General features: G+C 37.0%; 15 protein-coding genes. 5 read left to right on the plus strand and 10 right to left on the minus strand.

Features of this window, described 5'->3' with window-relative positions:
- Window positions 1-44: 44 nt before the first annotated feature.
- Window positions 45-2,894 (minus strand): aminomethyl-transferring glycine dehydrogenase, encoded by a 2,850-nt coding sequence (gene gcvP, locus ACJJVW_RS10215; RefSeq protein WP_405251693.1) that lies wholly within the window; start codon window positions 2,892-2,894, stop codon window positions 45-47.
- A gap of 130 nt (window positions 2,895-3,024) precedes the next feature.
- Between gcvP and ACJJVW_RS10220 the strand changes: the two genes are divergently transcribed.
- Window positions 3,025-3,879 carry a hypothetical protein gene (locus ACJJVW_RS10220; protein WP_405251695.1) on the plus strand — a complete coding sequence of 285 codons (855 nt, stop codon included), beginning with the start codon at window positions 3,025-3,027 and terminating at the stop codon, window positions 3,877-3,879.
- Here ACJJVW_RS10220 and ACJJVW_RS10225 read toward each other — a convergent pair.
- The 6 genes from ACJJVW_RS10225 to ACJJVW_RS10250 form a co-directional block, all read right to left on the minus strand.
- Window positions 3,860-4,111: a hypothetical protein gene (locus tag ACJJVW_RS10225; RefSeq protein WP_405251697.1), complete on the minus strand. Its 252-nt coding sequence runs from the start codon at window positions 4,109-4,111 to the stop codon at window positions 3,860-3,862. The genes ACJJVW_RS10220 and ACJJVW_RS10225 overlap by 20 nt on opposite strands.
- A gap of 27 nt (window positions 4,112-4,138) precedes the next feature.
- Window positions 4,139-4,690 (minus strand): sigma-70 family RNA polymerase sigma factor, encoded by a 552-nt coding sequence (locus tag ACJJVW_RS10230; protein ID WP_405251699.1) that lies wholly within the window; start codon window positions 4,688-4,690, stop codon window positions 4,139-4,141.
- Between the two features lie 93 nt (window positions 4,691-4,783).
- Entirely contained in the window at window positions 4,784-5,230 is a 447-nt protein-coding gene (locus ACJJVW_RS10235; RefSeq protein WP_405251701.1) for a cell division protein, read from the minus strand.
- On the minus strand, window positions 5,227-6,138 hold the full coding sequence (locus ACJJVW_RS10240) for a TIGR01777 family oxidoreductase (RefSeq protein ID WP_405251703.1): 912 nt from the start codon (window positions 6,136-6,138) through the stop codon (window positions 5,227-5,229). Before ACJJVW_RS10240 ends, ACJJVW_RS10235 begins: the two co-directional genes overlap by 4 nt.
- 12 nt (window positions 6,139-6,150) lie before the next feature.
- A complete protein-coding gene (locus ACJJVW_RS10245; RefSeq protein WP_405251705.1) occupies window positions 6,151-6,510 on the minus strand; it encodes a hypothetical protein in 360 nt (119 codons plus the stop codon).
- 405 nt (window positions 6,511-6,915) lie between these two features.
- A complete protein-coding gene (locus ACJJVW_RS10250) occupies window positions 6,916-7,419 on the minus strand; it encodes a GbsR/MarR family transcriptional regulator (RefSeq protein WP_298326832.1) in 504 nt (167 codons plus the stop codon).
- 91 nt (window positions 7,420-7,510) lie between these two features.
- On the opposite strand from ACJJVW_RS10250, the gene ACJJVW_RS10255 reads away from it, so the two are divergent.
- A complete protein-coding gene (locus ACJJVW_RS10255) occupies window positions 7,511-8,737 on the plus strand; it encodes a glycosyltransferase family 4 protein (RefSeq protein WP_405251707.1) in 1,227 nt (408 codons plus the stop codon).
- A 34-nt stretch (window positions 8,738-8,771) separates the two neighbouring features.
- Here the strand turns inward: ACJJVW_RS10255 and ACJJVW_RS10260 are convergent, their stop codons facing one another.
- From ACJJVW_RS10260 to purK, 3 genes are all read right to left on the minus strand, one after another.
- Window positions 8,772-10,799, minus strand: a complete 2,028-nt coding sequence (locus tag ACJJVW_RS10260; RefSeq protein WP_405251709.1) for a M3 family metallopeptidase — start codon at window positions 10,797-10,799, stop codon at window positions 8,772-8,774.
- 252 nt (window positions 10,800-11,051) lie between these two features.
- Window positions 11,052-11,534, minus strand: coding sequence for a 5-(carboxyamino)imidazole ribonucleotide mutase (purE, locus tag ACJJVW_RS10265; RefSeq protein ID WP_298326973.1), 483 nt, complete (start codon window positions 11,532-11,534; stop codon window positions 11,052-11,054).
- A gap of 11 nt (window positions 11,535-11,545) precedes the next feature.
- The gene (gene purK / locus ACJJVW_RS10270) at window positions 11,546-12,709 is read right to left on the minus strand and encodes a 5-(carboxyamino)imidazole ribonucleotide synthase (protein WP_405251711.1); all 1,164 of its coding nucleotides are present in this window, start codon (window positions 12,707-12,709) and stop codon (window positions 11,546-11,548) included.
- Between the two features lie 249 nt (window positions 12,710-12,958).
- Between purK and ACJJVW_RS10275 the strand changes: the two genes are divergently transcribed.
- The 3 genes from ACJJVW_RS10275 (at window position 12,959) to ACJJVW_RS10285 (ending at window position 19,378) form a co-directional block, all read left to right on the plus strand.
- Window positions 12,959-14,074, plus strand: a complete 1,116-nt coding sequence (locus tag ACJJVW_RS10275; protein WP_405251713.1) for an adenylate kinase — start codon at window positions 12,959-12,961, stop codon at window positions 14,072-14,074.
- Between the two features lie 53 nt (window positions 14,075-14,127).
- Window positions 14,128-15,126: a GTPase ObgE gene (gene obgE, locus ACJJVW_RS10280; RefSeq protein WP_298326815.1), complete on the plus strand. Its 999-nt coding sequence runs from the start codon at window positions 14,128-14,130 to the stop codon at window positions 15,124-15,126.
- Window positions 15,127-15,238: 112 nt separating this feature from the next.
- Window positions 15,239-19,378, plus strand: coding sequence for a T9SS type A sorting domain-containing protein (locus tag ACJJVW_RS10285; RefSeq protein ID WP_405251715.1), 4,140 nt, complete (start codon window positions 15,239-15,241; stop codon window positions 19,376-19,378).
- The last annotated feature ends 42 nt before the right edge of the window (window positions 19,379-19,420 follow it).

A 19,420-nucleotide genomic window follows, 5' to 3' on the forward strand; every position in this document is an offset into this window, starting at 1 on the left:
ACGATGTTTTTATCAAAATAATAGATGTTTCAATTATTGTGCATTTATGCTTCCATGTATTCCTCAATAGGAGCACAAGTACATATTAAATTACGATCACCATAAGCGTCATCTACACGACGCACAGTAGGCCAGAATTTATTTTCTGCAACATAGCTTAGCGGGTAAGCGGCTTTCTCTCTAGAGTATGAGAACTCCCAAGTATCTGCAGTGACCATAGCTAGTGTATGCGGTGCATTTTTCATAATGTGGTTAGGCTCATCAGAACTTGCTGTGTCAATTTCCTTTCTAATAGAAAGCATTGCTTCACAAAAACGATCTAGTTCTTCTTTGCTTTCACTTTCTGTAGGTTCTATCATCATAGTTCCTGCTACTGGGAAAGAAACCGTAGGAGCGTGGAAACCATAATCCATAAGACGCTTTGCAATATCTGTTACTTCGATACCATGAGCTTTAAATGGACGACAATCTATAATCATCTCATGTGCAGCACGACCGCGTTCTCCTACATATAAACATTGATAAGCGCCGTCAAGACGCTCTTTAATGTAGTTTGCATTTAAGATGGCATACTCTGTAGAGTGACGCAATCCTGGCTCACCTAGCATCGTGATATACGCGTAAGAGATAAGACATGCAAGAGCAGATCCCCATGGAGCTGCGCTTATTGCAGTAATTGCTTGCTCACCACCTGTAGTAATCACAGGGTTAGTAGGTAAGAAAGGAACAAGTTGCTTTGCAACACAAATAGGTCCTACTCCTGGGCCACCACCTCCGTGAGGAATGGCAAACGTTTTATGTAAATTTAAGTGACATACATCTGCACCAATTGCTCCTGGATTAGTCAGGGCAACTTGTGCATTCATGTTTGCACCATCCATATATACTTGACCTCCGTGATCATGTATGAGTGATGTTATTTCCTTTACGGCACTTTCATATACTCCATGCGTAGAAGGGTATGTGATCATAAGCGCAGCAAGGTTATCCTTGTGCTTCTCTGCTTTTTCACGTAAATCATCTACATCGATGTTTCCGTTTTCAAGTGCTTTTGTAACTACTACTTTCATGCCCGCCATTACTGCACTTGCAGGATTTGTTCCGTGTGCAGAAGATGGTATAAGACAGATGTTTCTATGGCTATCTCCACGAGACTCGTGGTATGCGCGTATTACCATAAGACCGGCATACTCTCCTTGAGCACCAGAGTTAGGTTGTAATGATGTGCCTGCAAAACCAGTGATCTCCGTAAGTTGATCTTCTAGTTTTTTAAGCATAGTCTGGTATCCTTCTGCCTGATCTAGTGGTGCAAATGGGTGCATGTTCCCCCATTGCGGATCGGAAAGTGGTAACATCTCAGAAGCCGCATTGAGCTTCATAGTACAAGAACCTAGAGATATCATTGAGTGATTTAATGATAAATCTTTACGCTCTAATTTTTTGATGTAACGCATCAATTCTGTTTCAGAATGATAGGTGTTAAATACTGGAAGTTGTAAGAATGATGTCCCACGAGCTACACTTGCAGGGATTGCATTTCCTTCGGCGATTGCTGTTACGACAATAGTTTCTTTTGAGTACGCTTTCGCGAAAGCGGAAACGATATCATTTACATCTTGTAAGGTGGTAGCTTCATGTATAGAGATTGCTACAGTCTCTGCGTCTGGGTAATGGAAGTTGATTTCCATTTCTTGTGCTACGGCAGCAACTTTGGCAGCATCTACTTTTATTTGGATAGTGTCAAAATAACTCTCGTTAGTTTGATACAATCCCAGTTGTTCAAGTGCATCTGCAACAGTAGCTGCAGTGTTGTGAACCTTATTTGCTATATTTTTTAATCCTTCTGGACCGTGATATACACCGTACATTCCCGCCATAACAGCAAGTAATACCTGAGCAGTACAGATGTTTGAAGTTGCTTTGTCACGTTTGATGTGTTGCTCACGTGTTTGAAGCGCCATACGCAGGGCACGCTTACCATCAGTATCTTTTGTTACTCCAATGATACGTCCTGGGATGCTTCTCTTATATTCTTCCTTAGTAGCAAAGTATGCTGCATGAGGACCTCCGTATCCTAATGGAATACCAAAGCGTTGCGTAGTACCTACTACCACGTCTACTCCAAATTCTCCTGGAGCGCGCAGTTTTACAAGGCTCAATATATCTGCTGCTACAGCTACTTTAATATCTGCTGCATTTGCATTTGCTACAAAACCTGCATAGTCAAATACTTTTCCAGATACACCTGGATATTGTAAGATGGCTCCAAAGAACTCTTTAGAAAAATCAAATTCCTCATGATTTCCTATTACTAGTTCAACACCTATTGGCGTTGCACGAGTTTGTAATAAAGAAAGCGTTTGAGGTAGAATCTCTTCAGATACAAAGAATTTATTTACGTCTGCCTTTTTCTGATCACGGCTACGTACAGAAAAGAGCAATGCCATTGCTTCTGCAGCTGCGGTAGACTCGTCAAGTAAAGATGCATTTGCAAGCTCCATACCTGTAAGATCTGTGATCATGGTCTGGTAGTTAAGCAATGCTTCTAGTCGTCCTTGAGCAATTTCTGCTTGGTAAGGCGTGTAAGCCGTGTACCATCCCGGGTTTTCTAGAATATTACGCTGTATTACCGCTGGTGTAATCGCTTGATTGTATCCTAGACCTATAAAAGATCTAAAAACTTTGTTTTTATTAGACAGTGCTGTGATATGTGCAGAAAACTCATGCTCGCTTAGCGCAGGGTCTAGCGTAAGGTTGTTCTCAAGTCTAATGTTATCAGGAATAGTCTCAAATATGAGTTGCTCGATAGTTTCAGCGCCTACGGTTTTAAGCATCTCAGGAAGATCACTTCTACGCGGGCCTATATGGCGTAATGCAAACGAATCTGTATTCATCGTATTGAATATTTTTAGGTGCAACAAAAATAAGGCAACCAAATCGATTTTTACGACTTATTTGCCTCATAGCGAGCTAATGTTTTCAACGGAAATGCAACCTTATTAACAGTTGTAGTATTTTTGTCTAATGCAGTTGTTTAAACGTGTTTTTGACTTTTATATAAACAGTAGTATCCACGTGAGCTTAGCCGTGGTTGCATTAGGGAGGGTGACTTGCTTGTCTTTAGACATAAACGTTAATTACGAGTTGCTTGCGTTTTTATTTTTTAGCACAGTGACTGGCTATAATTTTGTGAAATATGCAGAAATAGCCGGTTTACATCATCGTAGCTTAGCAAAATCATTAAAATCAATTCAAATATTCTCTATTTTCTGTGGATTAGCAATGCTTATTGCAGCATTTAGAATGCCACTAGAAGTATGGGTCGCATGCGGGATTTTAGGATTAATCACACTATTGTATGCAGTGCCATTTTTTTTACCCTCTAAAGTTGACCAAGACCGTAAGGGTAATTTGAGAAGTATTTCGGGTGTAAAGATTTACATTATAGGATTTGTATGGGCTGGAGTAACTGTAATATTGCCCGTTTTAGAAAATAAATTAGTTCCCTACTGGGATGTGTGGATTGTATGTATACAACGCTTTCTTTTTGTAATCGCTCTTATGGTACCATTTGAGATAAGAGATATGAGTTATGACTTAACATCTTTACGTACACTGCCGCAAGTAGTAGGCATAAAAAAAGCCAAAATCATCGGGATGATCTGGCTTTTTCTATTTGTTATTTTAGAGTTTTTAAAGGATGAGCTCTCTACGTCTCTATTAATTACACACTTCATCGTTATTGCGGTGGTAATGGTTTGTATTACGCTTTCGCGAAAGCGTACCTCACTCAAGAGTTATTTTACATCCTTTTGGGTAGAGGGAATCCCACTACTCTGGTTAGGACTAGCACTATTGTTTAATTATTTACTTGGTTAAGCTGCTCTTGCAAGCGTTGCTTTAATAGCTCCTTGTCAGACATAGAAACTGTTTCTACCGTAGGATTTTTTATAGCTTTAGTAAGCTTTCCATTACGAGCAGAATACTTCCTGCAGGCTCTACAATAAATAAGGTGAAAACTTAGTCTTATCTTATCGATTAATGAAGCCTCGTTATACTGGTTCTTGTCGCAGATGTGGTTAGCCTCGTGACATTCAGTTTTTAATTTCATTTTTTTACTTTTTTTTATTCTCAATAGTTACAGCCAGTTTTTCTCCATACAGCTTGCCATTGCGGTACGAGCTCTGTGGATTATAACCCAAAAGTTAGACGGAGTAATATCAAATTCATTACAGATAGCTTCTGTATCAAAATCATCCATTGTTTTCATTTTGAAAATCTTAGCTTGCTTCTCTGGAAGTTTTGCTAAGCAATTAAAAATAGCTTCGCCTAGTTCTTCATTTTCTATACTGTCTTCTGCAGTTTTATCAAATGGATCTGCTACGCGCTCCTCAAGCCAGTCACCTTCGCTCTCGTCATCTTTATAGTTTATATGTACTTCTGCCTTTCCTTTCTTAGAATTAGTCTTGCGGTAATGATCTATGATTTTACGCTTTAAAATGGAAATGAGCCACGTACGTTCTGTAGCCTCTCCTTTAAAGTTTTTCATAGATTTAAGCCCTGCGAGAAAAGTCTCAGAAATTAAGTCTCTTGCCATGTCACGATCGTTTACACGTGCGATGGTATAATTAAATAAGTAGTCCGAGTACTGGTCTACCCATTTTGTGGGGTCTATTTGGTTAGTGGACATAATTATCTGTCGTAGATTTTTTCAAAAATAACATAAAACTCAATAGAATGTTGGTTTTTAGAATAATCAAGTCGAGATACGCTACTTAGAAACCTAGTGAAAACTAACTTTTATTGCAGCATTACGTGTTTTTAAAAAGCGTGTGAGATAGCTTTTTAAAAATAGATTATCAAAAATTACACCTATAAAACCATAAGGAACTTTATAAGAAAGAGCATCTTTCATTATGGTTGTATTTCCAGTTTGGGTAAAGTAATGCTCATGTTTAAAGTTTTTAAAATTACCTGTAATCATTTCGTCTACAAAGTATTTAGGAGCCTCAAAAGCAGTGATAAGACTTTCATGCGTAAGCCATAATCCAAAGTGTTTACCCTTCCATGTTACTGTTTCTCCCATGGAGATATAGCCACTCTGTACTCCAGCGATGGTTCTTTCTTGTGTTTTGGAGGCAGTGTTTTTATGGAAGTCAATATCACGTGATCTATCAAAGACATATTCTATAGGAGCATCTATGTGAGTCGTGAGCCGTATCGTGGTCATGCTAATAAATCCTTAAGAGCCTTATCTAGTTGCTCATACTTAAATGTAAAGCCTTCTTCTAGTAATCGCTCTGGGATTACATTCCTGCTTTTAAGTAATAATTCGGTTTCTGTTCTTATCATAAAAGCTCCCACTTTTAGCAGTGGTTTAGGAGAAGGTATACCAAAAGGAATTTTAAGCGTATCACGCATCAATGACATAAGATGTGCATTTGTGGTGGGCTTAGGTGCCACTATATTAATTGGTCCGTCTATAGCTGTGTTGGTTATGAGAAAGTCAAGACTACGTAAAAAGTCTTCTTCATGAATCCAACTGAATTTCTGCTTCCCATCACCTTGTTTTCCTCCTAGTCCTAGTTGGGTGATTTTTTTAATGGGTTGCAAGGCTCCGCCATTTTTGCCAAGCACGATTGATGTGCGCAACGCAATCTTTCGGGTTTGAGGCGTCGTGCTTGTGAAGAATGCATCTTCCCATGCTTTTGCCACACTTACCGAAAACCCAGTACCTATTTCTCCATTGCTTTCGGTCATTTCCTTATCTAGCGAGTGACGATATATGGTCGCTGTAGATGAGTTAAGCCATACAGAAGGAGGGTTTTTGCATTGTGCAATTGCCTTACCTATAATGGTGGTAGTGTCTACACGCGAGTTCATGATGAGGTCTTTGTTTTTCTGGTTATAGCGACAGTCTACTGAGCGCCCAGCCATATTAACAACTACATCTGCGTCTTCAAATTCTCGCTCCCAGCCAGAGAATGTTTTTGCATCCCAAAGAACCGTTCTCACGTTGTTGTGTTGTGGTTTTTGCTTTCGCGAAAGCAAAACAATCTCACCAAAGCTATTCCCAAAATAATCAGTTAAGAGCGATCCTAAAAAGCCGCTCCCGCCTGATATGATTAATTTTTTCATGATGACGTAGTATTAAACTTGTTGAGGTTTGTGGTGAGTGTCTGTATACTCCATTTGCCATTTAGATAGAAGTAGAAAGTAAATAGCAAGGCAAATTCCACTAATCATTGGCATCCAAATGAAGAAACTCGAAGATTTAAAAAAGTTCATACAAATTAAGATGGATAGCGTAATAAGCACTGATATTCCATAGCCAATAAAATGATTTTTTAATGTAGGATTGATATTTTTCCAATGACATAAAAAGTAAACAAAAGAAGCTAATTGCACTATACCAGTAATAGGTAAAAACAGCATGCCTAAATATATGGTTAGGGCTAGAATCAAATTAATGATTACAATGACTTTGTTGATTTTGTAGATGGTTTTCATAATTATTTATTGGTTTGATTATCATAATCTTGCTGAGCGTCCGATAAAAAGAAAAAGTAAATACCTAAAATAAATCCGCTGGGTATTAGAATTAAGAAATAACTAGACTGAACTTTATAGTAGTATTGAATGAAGAAATAAAGTATAAGGAGCGTTATGAGAATTCCATAGACTAAGAAGTATATTTTTAGATTTGGTTTTATATCACTCCAAGAGCGTAGATATTGGACAAATTGGATTAGTTGATAAATGCCAATTATAATAGGTGACAATCCAAAAATTAGAATTAAGAAAAATGCAATCATTTGAGGATATTTAATTATTATACTTTCAGAAAATAATGAAACATTTTGTTCAATAAAAAGCACATATTTCAGTGCTTAGTTATGTTGAGTTTGAGAAGTATTACTTCATCAACTTCAATATGGTCTTAGTAATCCAGTTCTCTTTATAATCGGTGATTTTTTCAAGCATGCTGTCGGCTCTTGAGACAAATTCATAGAGCTCGGCTGTTTTTGCTTTAAAGTGAGCGGCTTCATTGGTGTCTGTGTTTTCTAAGTTTGTCACTTCTTCTAAAACACGTAGTGTAGGTTTGATTTCTCGCTTGCTGCGCTCCTTTGCAATCTTTCTGGCAAGTTCATCTATATTTCCTTCGGCAACAAAGTATTCTCTTCGCTCGCCGGCTTTGTATTCTTTAAAAATAATACCCCAGTCTATTAATGATCGTAAATTCATACTTGCATTACCACGTGAGATATGAAGCTCACTCATGATATCTTCCATGCTAAGTGCTTCTGGTGACACCATTAATAACGCATGGATTTGCGCCATGGTTTTATTAATTCCCCATTGAGATCCTAGAGCTCCCCAGGTTTGTATAAACTTATTTTTTGCTTGACTAAATTCCATGAATCAAATATACGAATGTTATTGTAGTTTCAAAAATAAATGAAAGATTATTTTTAATCAAAGCAATATTCTTATCTGTATTTTTGATTTTATGAACGTATTAGTAATCTCTACAGTATGGGTTGAGCCTACATCTTCAGCAGCGGGGAGCAGGATGTTGCAGTTATTAGATATAATGCTAGCAAAGGGTTGGAAGATTACTTATGCTAGTACGGCGGGAGTTTCAGAAAATGCTTTTGATTTAGAAACGCTCGGTATTGCTACCCAAGAGATACGTGTAAATGATGAATCTTTTAACGCTTTCGCGAAAGCGTACCAACCCAACATTGTCCTTTTTGATCGATTTATGGCCGAGGAGCAGTTTGGCTGGCGCATCGGAGAGCAATGTCCAGAAGCTATAAAAATACTAGACACCGAAGATTTGCACTGTCTGAGAAAAGCACGGCAGCAGGCAGTAAAAGAGGATAGAGATTTCAGCGAACAAGATCTTATCTCTGATGTAGCCAAAAGGGAAATTGCCTCCATTTATAGATGTGATCTCACCTTAATGATTTCTCAAGTAGAGATTGCATTGTTGCAAGACTTTTTTAAAGTACCTAGCTCACTCTTACATTATGTGCCTTTTTTATTACCAAAAGCACCAGCCAATTTTAAGTCTTTTAATGAGCGACAACATTTTATTGCGATAGGTAATTTTATACATCTCCCTAACTGGGATGCTACGCTAGCGCTCAAAAAGAATATTTGGCCACTTATTAAAAAAGAAATTCCCACAGCAGAGTTACATATCTATGGAGCTTATCCGTCAGAAAAAGTGATGCAACTGCATAACAAGAAGGATGGTTTTATTGTAAAAGGAAGAGCAGAAGATGCGCATGAAGTGATAGCCAATGCACGCGTATTACTCGCTCCGCTACGTTTTGGGGCAGGTTTAAAAGGAAAATTTATCGATGCCATGCAGTGTGGAACTCCATCTGTAACTACAACAATAGGGGCAGAGGGAATGCAACAAGGCTTGCCGTGGAGTGGTGCGATAACTGATGATGATGCGACTTTTGCAAGAGAGGCGATTACCCTATATAGTGATGAGATAGCTTGGAAAAAAGCGCAAGAGCAAGGAAAAGAAATCATCAATAAAAATTTTCAAAAAGAAGACTTCGAAGAAGATTTCATAACGCGAATCAATACCATTAAGGCTAATCTAAAAGCCAGCCGACTTAATAATTTCACAGGGCAGATGTTACTGCATCACTCGATGCGTAGCACCAAGTTTATGTCTAAGTGGATTGAGGAGAAAAATAAAAAGGAGCCCATATAATGAGCTCCTTTTGTAATCTGATTAATGGTTGAACTTAAATAAGTCCTGCACGTCGTAGTAATGCTTCTGGTTTAGGCTCTTGACCACGGAAACGTTTATACAATGTCATAGGGTCTTCTGTTCCTCCTTTTGAGAGTACGTGATCCTTAAACTTAGCTGCCACTTCTTTATTAAAAATACCTTCTTCTTTAAAGTATTCAAACGCATCTGCATCTAGTACTTCTGCCCATTTGTAGCTGTAATATCCAGAAGAATATCCTCCTTGAAAGATGTGTGCAAATGCTGTACTCATACACGTCTCTGGAGTGTCAGGATATAAAGAAGTATCTCCAAATGCAATTGTTTCAAACGCTTTTACATCCTTAATCTCACTCGGATCTTGACCATGCCAAGACATATCGAGTAAGCCAAAGCTTAGTTGGCGCAGTGTTCCCATTCCTTCTTGGAAGGTAGCGGCATCTTTTATTTTTTGAACTAAATCCATTGGGATTACTTCACCAGTCTCATAGTGCGTAGCAAAAAGCTCTAAAGCTTCTTTCTCATAACACCAGTTCTCCAGCACTTGGCTAGGTAACTCTACAAAGTCCCAGTACACAGAAGTCCCGGAGAGGCTAGGGTAGGTAGTATTTGCAAGCATACCGTGTAGCCCGTGTCCAAACTCGTGAAAGAGTGTAGTTACTTCATTAAATGTGAGTAAAGATGGTTTGCTAGGTGTAGAAGGAGTGAAGTTGCATACATTAGATATATGCGGACGATCATTTACACCATTCTCAATTTTCTGACCTTTAAAAGAAGTCATCCATGCACCACCACGTTTTCCTTTACGTGGGTGGAAATCTGCATAAAATAGAGATACATAGTTGCCATCTGCATCTGTAACACGATACGTTTTTACTTCTTTGTGATAAACATCTACATCATATACTTGTTCAAACTGAAGTCCAAAGAGGCGCGTAGCCACTTCAAAAACTCCGTCAATAACATTTTCTAACTTGAAATAAGGTTTGAGTTGCTCATCGTCAAGGCTAAAAAGTTTTTTCTTAAGCTTCTCAGAATAATAAGCACCATCCCACTTTTGTAATTGGTCAATGTTATCAAGTTCTTTTGCAAATTTCTCTAGTTGTCCAAATTCTTTCTGGGCAGCAGGTTTTGCTTTTTCTAGCAATTCGTTTAAGAAGCTTATTACTTTTTCTGGCGTTTTTGCCATGCGCTCTTCTAATACAAAATGGGCGTGTGTAGCATACCCGAGTAATTGGGCGCGTTCATAGCGCAGGTTTACAATCTCTAAGGTATTCTTTTGATTATCGAGCTCGTTGTTTTTAAATGCTCTACTCCCAAAGGCAAGCGATAGCTCTTTACGTAGCTCGCGATTATCTGCATACTTCATAAAAGGAATGTAGCTAGGGTAATCAAGAGTTACTACCCATCCATCTTTTTCTCTAGAGACTGCCTCGGCAGCAAATGCTTCTTTTGCACTATCAGGTATTCCTGCTAGATCTTTTTCATCGGTGATATGTAGCTCGTAGCTGTTTGTTTCGGCTAAAATGTTTTCGCCAAAACTCAGTTTTAATTGTGCTAGCGCAGTGTCAATTTCGCGTAAGCGGGATTTTTTATCCTCTGGTAAGTTGGCTCCGTTGCGAGAGAAACTCTTGTATTTTTTATCGAGAAGTGTTTTTTCTTCTACGGTAAGGTCTAAACTGTCCTTTTGAGCGTATATATCTTGAATTCTAGCAAATAACTGCTCGTTGAGAGTAACGTCATTACTAAAAGCTGTGAGCAGTGGAGAAACTTCTTGTGCTATTTTCTGAATAGATTCTGAGGTTTCGGCGCTATTTAAGTTAAAAAAGACGCTCGAAATACGATCTAGTTGCTGTCCTGCGTAGTCTAAGGCTGCGATGGTATTTGTAAAAGTAGCAGGCTCGTCGCTGGTAGCGATATCGTCTATTTCTTTACGACTTAAACGTATTGCTTCTTCAAAGGCTGGCTTAAAATGCTCGTCTTTAATTGTAGAAAAAGGAGCTTCATTAAAAGCTTGTAATAGCGGATTGTTTGTAAGCGACATGGACTTTTATTTTTGTAATTTTTTGAAAACATGTACTTTATCGAAAAAAGCAGTGATGTTGTCGGTAAATAGAATGAATTTTTTAAGTTTGTTTACGTAGAAAAAAACTAGAGTACTTTCACTTTAGTTTAAAACGATATTTCCCCCATCAATGTGTAGAAAAGGTTTGGTTAATATTTAGAATGGTTAATAAATACGTTATCATTTCCCAGTATACTGCATTGTTAGAGACCACCTTTTAGGTGGTCTCTTCTATTTTATGCTTTTTGCACCTTCTATAACCTTCTGCTTAAGCCCTTCTTTATAGGCTATAATTTTATCTTGTACTGCACCATCTCTAGCTCCTAGAATCTGAGCAGCAAGAATACCTGCATTTTTTGCTCCATCTAGGGCTACGGTTGCAACTGGTACACCTCCTGGCATTTGTAATATAGAAAGAACAGAATCCCATCCATCTATAGAGTTACGAGATTTTACAGGAACACCTATTACTGGTAGTGGTGATAGTGAAGCTACCATTCCAGGTAAGTGTGCAGCACCTCCAGCTCCTGCAATAATTACATTAATACCGCGAGTATGAGCATTTTTACCGTAATCAAAAAGCTTCTCTGGTGTGCGGTGTGCGCTCACAATGTCTACCTCTGTATCAATATTCATCTCTTTTAAGAAGTCTATAGCTTCTTGCATTACTGGCAGGTCGCTAGTGCTTCCCATTATGATTCCTACTTTCATAATATCTAATTTTTTTATTGTGCAATTACACGTATGTTTTCTTTAACCTCTTGTGCTACTTGTCTTGCCTTTGCAAGATTGTGATTTACAATGGTAACGTGTCCCATCTTACGGAAAGGTCTTGTTTCCTTCTTGCCATAAATGTGTGGTGTTACACCATCCATTGCCATAATTTGTTCTATGTTCTTATATTTTACTGCGCCTGTATGTCCCTCATCACCTACTAGATTTACCATTACAGATGCTACTTTACTATCTGTATTACCTAGTGGTAAGTCTAAAATAGCTCTAAGATGTTGCTCAAACTGATTTGTAAAACTTCCCTCTATGCTGTAATGACCGCTATTGTGAGGTCTAGGAGCAACTTCATTTACAAGAATCTCATCATCTTCTGTTTGAAACATCTCAACAGCAAGCAGACCTACGTGGCCAAATGCGTTTGAAACCTGTTCTGCTATTGCACGAGCTTTATTTGCAACATTCTCATCTATACGAGCTGGGCAAATTACATACTCAACTTGGTTTGCTTCTGGGTGAAATTCCATCTCAACCACAGGGTACGTCTTTACTTCGCCAGATACACTACGAGCTACAATTACTGCAAGCTCATTTTTAAATGGAATCATTTTTTCGGCGATGCATGGTACTTGAGGTAGGTGGTCTAAATCTTCGGCGGTTCTTACGACAGAGACTCCTTTTCCATCATATCCTCCTGTGCATGATTTCCAGATAAATGGAAACTCGATATCACTTGATGCTGTGTCTATGTTTTCCTTTACCGCTTTCGCGAAAGCGTACGTTGTATACACCGCTGTTGGAATTTCATGTTGTGCATAAAAATCTTTCTGCACTCCCTTATCTTGTATGTTGCGCAACACAGATGGTTGCGGAAACACTTTCACCCCCTCTTTTTCTAGTGCTTCAAGGGCCTCTATATTTACACTTTCTATCTCAAAAGTAAGTACATCTACTTTTTTGCCAAAAGCGACTACCGTATCATAATCCATAAGACTTCCTTGCTCAAAATGATCACAAGCAATCTTGCTAGGAGCATCATCACTAGGGTCAAGCACATATGTCTGAATATCATACTTTCTAGTGTCATAAAGCATCATCTTGCCGAGCTGGCCACCGCCTAAAATTCCAAGTTTAAACTGTGAAGAGAAGTAGTTTTTCATAATATTAAATCCCTTTCAAGGGGTTTTATGTGCAGACCTATGAGATCTAATTAAAAGTTATTTCTTTGATAAAACACAGCAGGCTAACCACCAAAGCTCGATTTTTTATAGCATCTAATTACTGTTTTCAAAAGTACAAATTTCCTTAGGATGGAGTTTGAGAAGTGGTTGAAAAAAGTCCTTTTGAGATTTGGGTTTTGGGTTTGAGTAAATTGTCATTTCCTCTTGGTATCTTTGCCCTTTGTTATTATGAAAAATACCATCACACTACACGACCTCTCTTTTGAGAAATTTATTACAAAAACAAATGTGCAACATGCCGTAAATGGTGTAGCTGTGCGTCTTAATGATGATTACAAGGGTAAATGCCCTGTCTTTCTTACGGTGCTTAACGGCGCATTTCTCTTTAGCTCAGAGCTTATTAAAAAGTTTGATCATGATTGTGAATTGAGCTTTATCAAGGTAGCGAGTTATGAAGGAACGCAACAAAGTGATGAAATTCATACCGTAATGGGAGCAGAGCCATCACTTAAAGGACGCGATGTGATTGTAGTAGAAGATATAGTAGACTCTGGGAATACTGTAGAGACGATAATAAAAATACTTAAAGACGAAGAGGTTGCTTCCTTTACGATAGCAACGCTACTTTATAAGCCAGACGCTTATAAAAAGCCTTATAAAATAGATTATATAGGGCTAGAAGTACCGAATGATTTTGTAGTAGGATATGGTCTAGACTATAATGGTCTGGGACGTAATCTTACATCCATTTATAAACTTAAAGAATCTACGATGACTAATCTGGTTTTATTTGGCCCTCCAGGTGCCGGTAAAGGAACACAAGCCGAAGTTTTAAAAGAAAAGTATAACCTAGTACATATAAGTACTGGTGATGTTTTTAGATATAATATCAAAAATGCTACAGAGCTAGGAACACTAGCAAAGTCATATATTGATAAAGGACAGCTTGTCCCAGATAGCGTAACTATAAAAATGCTCAACGCAGAGGTAGAGAAAAATGCTGATGCCAAAGGATTTATTTTTGATGGTTTTCCTCGTACAGAAGCTCAGGCAGAAGCGCTAGCAGTATTACTAGCTAGTAAGAATACTGGAGTTTCTGGTATGGTAGCTCTTGAGGTAGATGATGAAGTACTTGTGCAACGTTTACTAGAACGTGGTAAGACTTCTGGTCGTGCAGATGACGCAGATGAGGCTGTAATACGCAACCGCATAAAAGTGTATTATGCAGAGACTGCTATTTTAAAAGGATTTTATGAGAAGCAAGATAAGTACCATGGTGTTGACGGCGTAGGTACTGTAAGTGAGATTACAGACAGATTAAGTAAGGTGATTGACACCTTATAAATAGTACTAGTGTACTTAATATACAATTAAAGAAATAAAAGGCTAGCTGAAAGATGACTGAAGGAAATTTTGTAGACTATGTAAAGATTCACACCACCTCTGGAAATGGAGGTTCTGGTTCTGCGCATTTACACCGTGAGAAGTTTATTGAGAAGGGTGGTCCAGATGGAGGAGATGGAGGTCGTGGAGGCCACATTATTATAAGAGGAAATACTAACCTATGGACGCTTATACATTTAAAGTTTAAAAAACACTTGCGTGCTGGTCACGGAGGAAACGGTGCAAAGTCAAGATCTACAGGTCATGATGGTGTAGATGAATATATAGAAGTGCCACTAGGGACTACTATAAAAGACACAGAGACCGATCAGGTGATTTTTGAAATCACAGAAGATGGTCAAGAATTTATTGCCGCTCGAGGTGGTATGGGAGGTCGTGGTAACTGGCACTTTAAGACGAGTACAAACCAAACTCCTAGGCACTCACAGCCAGGTATAGATGGTTATGAAGTACACCTTACTTTAGAGCTTAAAGTACTTGCAGATGTAGGTCTCGTAGGATTTCCAAACGTAGGTAAATCTACTTTGCTAGCGGCAATTACAGCGGCAAAGCCTAAAATTGCCAACTATGAGTTTACTACACTTAAGCCTAACTTAGGTATTGTAGCTTATAGGGATTTTAGATCTTTTGTAATGGCAGATATTCCTGGAATTATAGAAGGAGCTGCTGAGGGTAGAGGATTAGGACATCGTTTCTTACGTCACATAGAACGTAACTCTACACTACTGTTTATGATTCCTGCAGATGCAGATAGTATTGCAGAGCAGTATGAAATACTTCTTAACGAGCTTCAAAAGTACAATCCAGAATTACTAGATAAAAGTAGACTCATTGCAATCACAAAAAGTGATATGCTCGATGAAGAACTAAAAGCAGAAGTCTCAGAAGAACTAGATAGAGAACTTCCAATACCGTACTTGTTTATTTCTTCTATTGCACAACAAGGTCTTGTAGAGCTTAAAGATGCATTGTGGAAAATGATGAATGAGTAGATTTTCGCTTTCGCGAAAGCGTGATAATTAGTCATTTAGTTATTTATTTATAAGTGGTTTCTTACGTCAATAATAGTTATTTAACTATTTTCGGCGGAAGAAACCATTTTTTATGAAACGACTATTACTCACCTTTTTACTTTCTTTTTTAATATTACCCTTAATTGCTCAATGTCCATCTAGTGGGTTTATACAACTACTTTCACAAGAAGATGTAGACTCTTTTCTTGTGGAATATCCTAATTGCACGGAGATTTTTCAAGAGTTACAAATAAATGGACTAGATATTACTAATCTAGCGGGATTACAAAACTTAACAGCTGTAGAAAGTCTTTCTATAATTAATAATGACAACTTAGAAAGCCTTGATGGGTTACAGAATTTAGAAAGTGTAGTAGGTACTCATTTTCGTATTTCTAACAATCCAGCTCTACAAAATTTAGATGGATTATCTGGTTTAACTACTGTAGATGGATTGTCTTTTGATATATCATTTAATGCATCTCTTAGTCAGATTGATGGCCTTGCAAATGCTTCAATCATCACCTCTGAATTTACAGTTGCTCATAATGCCGTTTTAGAAAATCTCAATGGACTTGTAGGTATCTCAGAAATAATAGATGCTCCGCTATTTAATATCGTGTATAATGCATCATTAATTTCAATTAGTGGGCTCAGTAATGCTCAGATTACAGGTGCTGGTCAATTCTCAATATCCCATAACAATTCATTAACAAGTCTACAAGGATTGGATGGTGCTTATGGGTTTATTGATATTCTTGAGGTAAGTAATAATAATGCTTTACAGAACATAAGTGCTCTTTCGGGAATAAGTGTAGCGGGTATGATTGTTATACTTGATAATCCCGTACTTACTTCCCTTGATGGTCTAGACGGAATCGAAAGTGGTTATAATAACTTTTTATCTTTTGATATTATTAATAACAATCAACTTGTAAATATAAATGCGTTAAATGGAATTGATCAGAATTTGATATCTGATTTTTCATTATTTAATAACCCAAACTTGTCAGAGTGTAGTTCTTTTTGGCTGTGTAACTTAATAGGCAATACGACCAACGCATTTTTGGATATTTATAATAATGCTCCTGGCTGTAATAGTATAGAAGAAGTAGAAGAAAACTGTGTTGCCTGTCCTTCTGGGGATCTTATCTTAAACTCTCAAGATGATGTAAACGCTATATCCATTAATTATCCTGATTGTTCAATAATCAGCGGACTAGTTATAGAAGGAAGTGATATTACAGACTTAACTCCATTATCTAATATTTCTGAGGTTCTTGGAAATATCATTATACAAAACAATACGGTTTTAGAAAATCTTCAGGGACTTGAAAATCTTGTATCATACTCTGGTGAAGAACTTATCATATCAAATAATCCAGAGTTGACATCAATAGAAGGATTAAGTAATCTTGTTAATGCAGTGTCTGATATAAATACGTTTGTGAAGGTTGAGAACAATTCATCTCTAAATTCATTAGAGGGATTGCAAAGTGTTGATTTTTCGTCTATAGGAGAAGTCTATATAGTAAATAATGATGCGTTAGAAAACTTAATAGGTTTAGAGCATGTCAGTTTTGTTTTTAGTTTGATACTATCAGATAATGAGAATTTAACTTCTTTATCTGGATTAGACAATTATAATGAAGGAATGGATCTCACACTCAATAACAATCCAAATCTTACAACTGTTAACTTGCCTAGTTTTGAAACTATTCATTATTTGACAATTTCAAACAATACTTTATTAGAAAACATAAGTGGTTTGTCTTCTTTGCAAAATGTATTTGTGGGTATTTCTATTGTCAATAACGATAGCTTAATCAATCTTGAAGGATTGAATGGAGTTGATTTGAGTTCGGGAATAGATGATTTAAATATTACAGACAACGATATATTAAGTACTTGTACGGCAGATTTTGTTTGCTCCTATATCGCAAATGGAAGTCAGGCTATTATTGCAAACAATGATGAGGGATGTAATTCGGTTGAAGAGGTCGATATGCTTTGTAGACCTTGTGACTTTCCAATAGTTTTAAGTAGTCAAGAAGAGGTTGATAATTTCCCTACGCTATATTTAAATTGCCCTAATGGGATACTTAACGGATTAGTTATAGAAGGTAATGATATCGTTGATTTAACACCGCTTAATGTAATTACAAGTGTAGAAAATGGATTGGTTATTTCTGGAAATCCTTTGCTAGAAAATCTTAGTGGCTTGGAAGAACTTGTAAGTGTAGACTTATTTGAAATTAATCAAAATGAACAATTGACTTCACTTGCAACATTTTCATCTGAACTTATTGTTGAACATTTAAGTTTATATGGAAACGCATCTTTAACGAATCTTTTAGGGTTTGATAATATTCAACGTATTGATATTTTAGGGATAATTGCGGCTACAGGGTTAACCTCTTTAAATGGATTTCCAAATGCACAGTCATCCATATTAGAAATTGATATTTACGGTACGAGCCAGCTTAGTGATATTAATGCTTTGTCAAATATTAATTCAGCAGCAATTATAAGTATAATATCAAATGAGATGCTTATCAATTTAAACGGATTTGATGGTCTTACGATAGTAGAGTCGGGTGTAATTATTAGTGAGAATGAGGTGTTAGAAAGTCTTCAAGGATTAAATAATTTGACTTCAGGTACAGAACAAATTGTAATCACAGCAAATCCTCTACTTACAGATATAGCTGCTTTAGGTAGCATGATGACAACCTCTCTTAACACGCTGCAAATTACGGATAACAACATATTAGAAATTTGCAGTAACCTAGCCATTTGTAATTATCTCAATAGTGGTGGAGTTGCGACAATTAACAATAACAGCGAGGGCTGTAATTCTATTGAGGAGATACAAGATGCTTGTGAAGTTTATTTCAATACAATTTCAGGTACTTTAGCTTTTGATTTTAACAATGATGGTTGTGATACTTCTGATTATGATGCGAGTAATATCATAATCAGCACAACTAATGGAATAGATACATACACCTCAATCACAGATAGAGATGGTTATTATGAATTAAATGTGCCTACAGGAGTTTATACTTCATCAGTGGTTCAGTCCTCACTGCCCGATGATTTTATAGGTTCACCTGATACAATTGAGACTATTTTTGAAAACTTGGGAGAGAATGAAGAAATTCTTTTCTGCCTTATCGCAGAAAATGAGAGAATTGATGTGAGTATTTCACTGTTACCATTACAAGATCCAAGACCAGGAGTAATAGCTTCCTATGTAATTCAATATGAAAACCTAGGTACACTACCCGTGACCGGGAATATTATATATGAATTTGATAATGAAATTATGTTTTATCAAAATTCATCACTGTCTACTACATCAATTAACGAAAACAGCATAGAGTGGGAATACGCCAACCTTGCTCCATTTGAGAGTAGAACTTTTGTTGTTAATTTTGAGTTGTTTGTACCGCCTACAGTACAAGGTGGAGAAGAGCTCAGTTCAGTAGTTCAAATTACACCTCTTAATGAAGATGTTAATACTAGAAATAACATTATAGCACTTAAAGAGATTGTTGTGAATTCATATGATCCTAATGATAAAGCGGTAGTTCAGGGATCAGAAATTTTAGAGGAACAAGTGGGGGATTATCTCGATTACCTTGTTCGTTTTCAAAATACTGGAACTGCAGATGCCCTTGAGGTTGTAGTGACAGACACTCTTAGTGAAAATTTAGATTGGAGTTCTTTTAGGGTTTTAGATGCAAGTCATGACTATAGAGTGGAGATAACTAATGGGAATGAAATTGCTTTTATATTTGAAGATATCAACCTGCCTCCAGAGGAAGTTGATGAGCCAGGTAGCAATGGATATATAGCTTTTGAGATTAAAACTAATGATAATCTTATAATTGGTGATTCAGTAGAAAACACAGCAAATATTTATTTTGATTTCAATGAGCCTATCATTACAAATACTGTTGTCACAACTGTTGTGGAACCACTTTCGATACAAAAGTTCACAAATAAAACAATACAGGTAATTCCAAATCCAAGCTCTAATTATTTTAAAATTGAATCAGAACATTCCTTAGAGATTAAAAACATAGAACTTTTCTCACTATATGGGCAAGTTGTTTTAAAAACTACATCAAAAGATGTTGATATTTCTTCATTATCTACAGGTCTTTACCTTTTAAAAGTAAATACAGATCAAGGGATATTTACTAAGAGAATAATTAAGAACTAGTATAACAACAATCTGCATAATCCTTTGTTATCTTTATACAAA

The organism is Dokdonia sp. Asnod3-C12, assembly GCF_045063975.1.
Classification (GTDB): Bacteria; Bacteroidota; Bacteroidia; order Flavobacteriales; family Flavobacteriaceae; genus Dokdonia.

Bases quoted from the DNA above. Each gene is read 5' to 3' on its own strand.
- gcvP (WP_405251693.1), bottom strand. From the start codon at position 2,894: ATGAATACAGATTCGTTTGCATTACGCCATATAGGCCCGCGTAGAAGT.
- ACJJVW_RS10220 (WP_405251695.1), top strand. From the start codon at position 3,025: ATGCAGTTGTTTAAACGTGTTTTTGACTTTTATATAAACAGTAGTATC.
- ACJJVW_RS10225 (WP_405251697.1), bottom strand. From the start codon at position 4,111: ATGAAATTAAAAACTGAATGTCACGAGGCTAACCACATCTGCGACAAG.
- ACJJVW_RS10230 (WP_405251699.1), bottom strand. From the start codon at position 4,690: ATGTCCACTAACCAAATAGACCCCACAAAATGGGTAGACCAGTACTCG.
- ACJJVW_RS10235 (WP_405251701.1), bottom strand. From the start codon at position 5,230: ATGACCACGATACGGCTCACGACTCACATAGATGCTCCTATAGAATAT.
- ACJJVW_RS10240 (WP_405251703.1), bottom strand. From the start codon at position 6,138: ATGAAAAAATTAATCATATCAGGCGGGAGCGGCTTTTTAGGATCGCTC.
- ACJJVW_RS10245 (WP_405251705.1), bottom strand. From the start codon at position 6,510: ATGAAAACCATCTACAAAATCAACAAAGTCATTGTAATCATTAATTTG.
- ACJJVW_RS10250 (WP_298326832.1), bottom strand. From the start codon at position 7,419: ATGGAATTTAGTCAAGCAAAAAATAAGTTTATACAAACCTGGGGAGCT.
- ACJJVW_RS10255 (WP_405251707.1), top strand. From the start codon at position 7,511: ATGAACGTATTAGTAATCTCTACAGTATGGGTTGAGCCTACATCTTCA.
- ACJJVW_RS10260 (WP_405251709.1), bottom strand. From the start codon at position 10,799: ATGTCGCTTACAAACAATCCGCTATTACAAGCTTTTAATGAAGCTCCT.
- purK (WP_405251711.1), bottom strand. From the start codon at position 12,709: ATGAAAAACTACTTCTCTTCACAGTTTAAACTTGGAATTTTAGGCGGT.
- ACJJVW_RS10275 (WP_405251713.1), top strand. From the start codon at position 12,959: ATGAAAAATACCATCACACTACACGACCTCTCTTTTGAGAAATTTATT.
- obgE (WP_298326815.1), top strand. From the start codon at position 14,128: ATGACTGAAGGAAATTTTGTAGACTATGTAAAGATTCACACCACCTCT.
- ACJJVW_RS10285 (WP_405251715.1), top strand. From the start codon at position 15,239: ATGAAACGACTATTACTCACCTTTTTACTTTCTTTTTTAATATTACCC.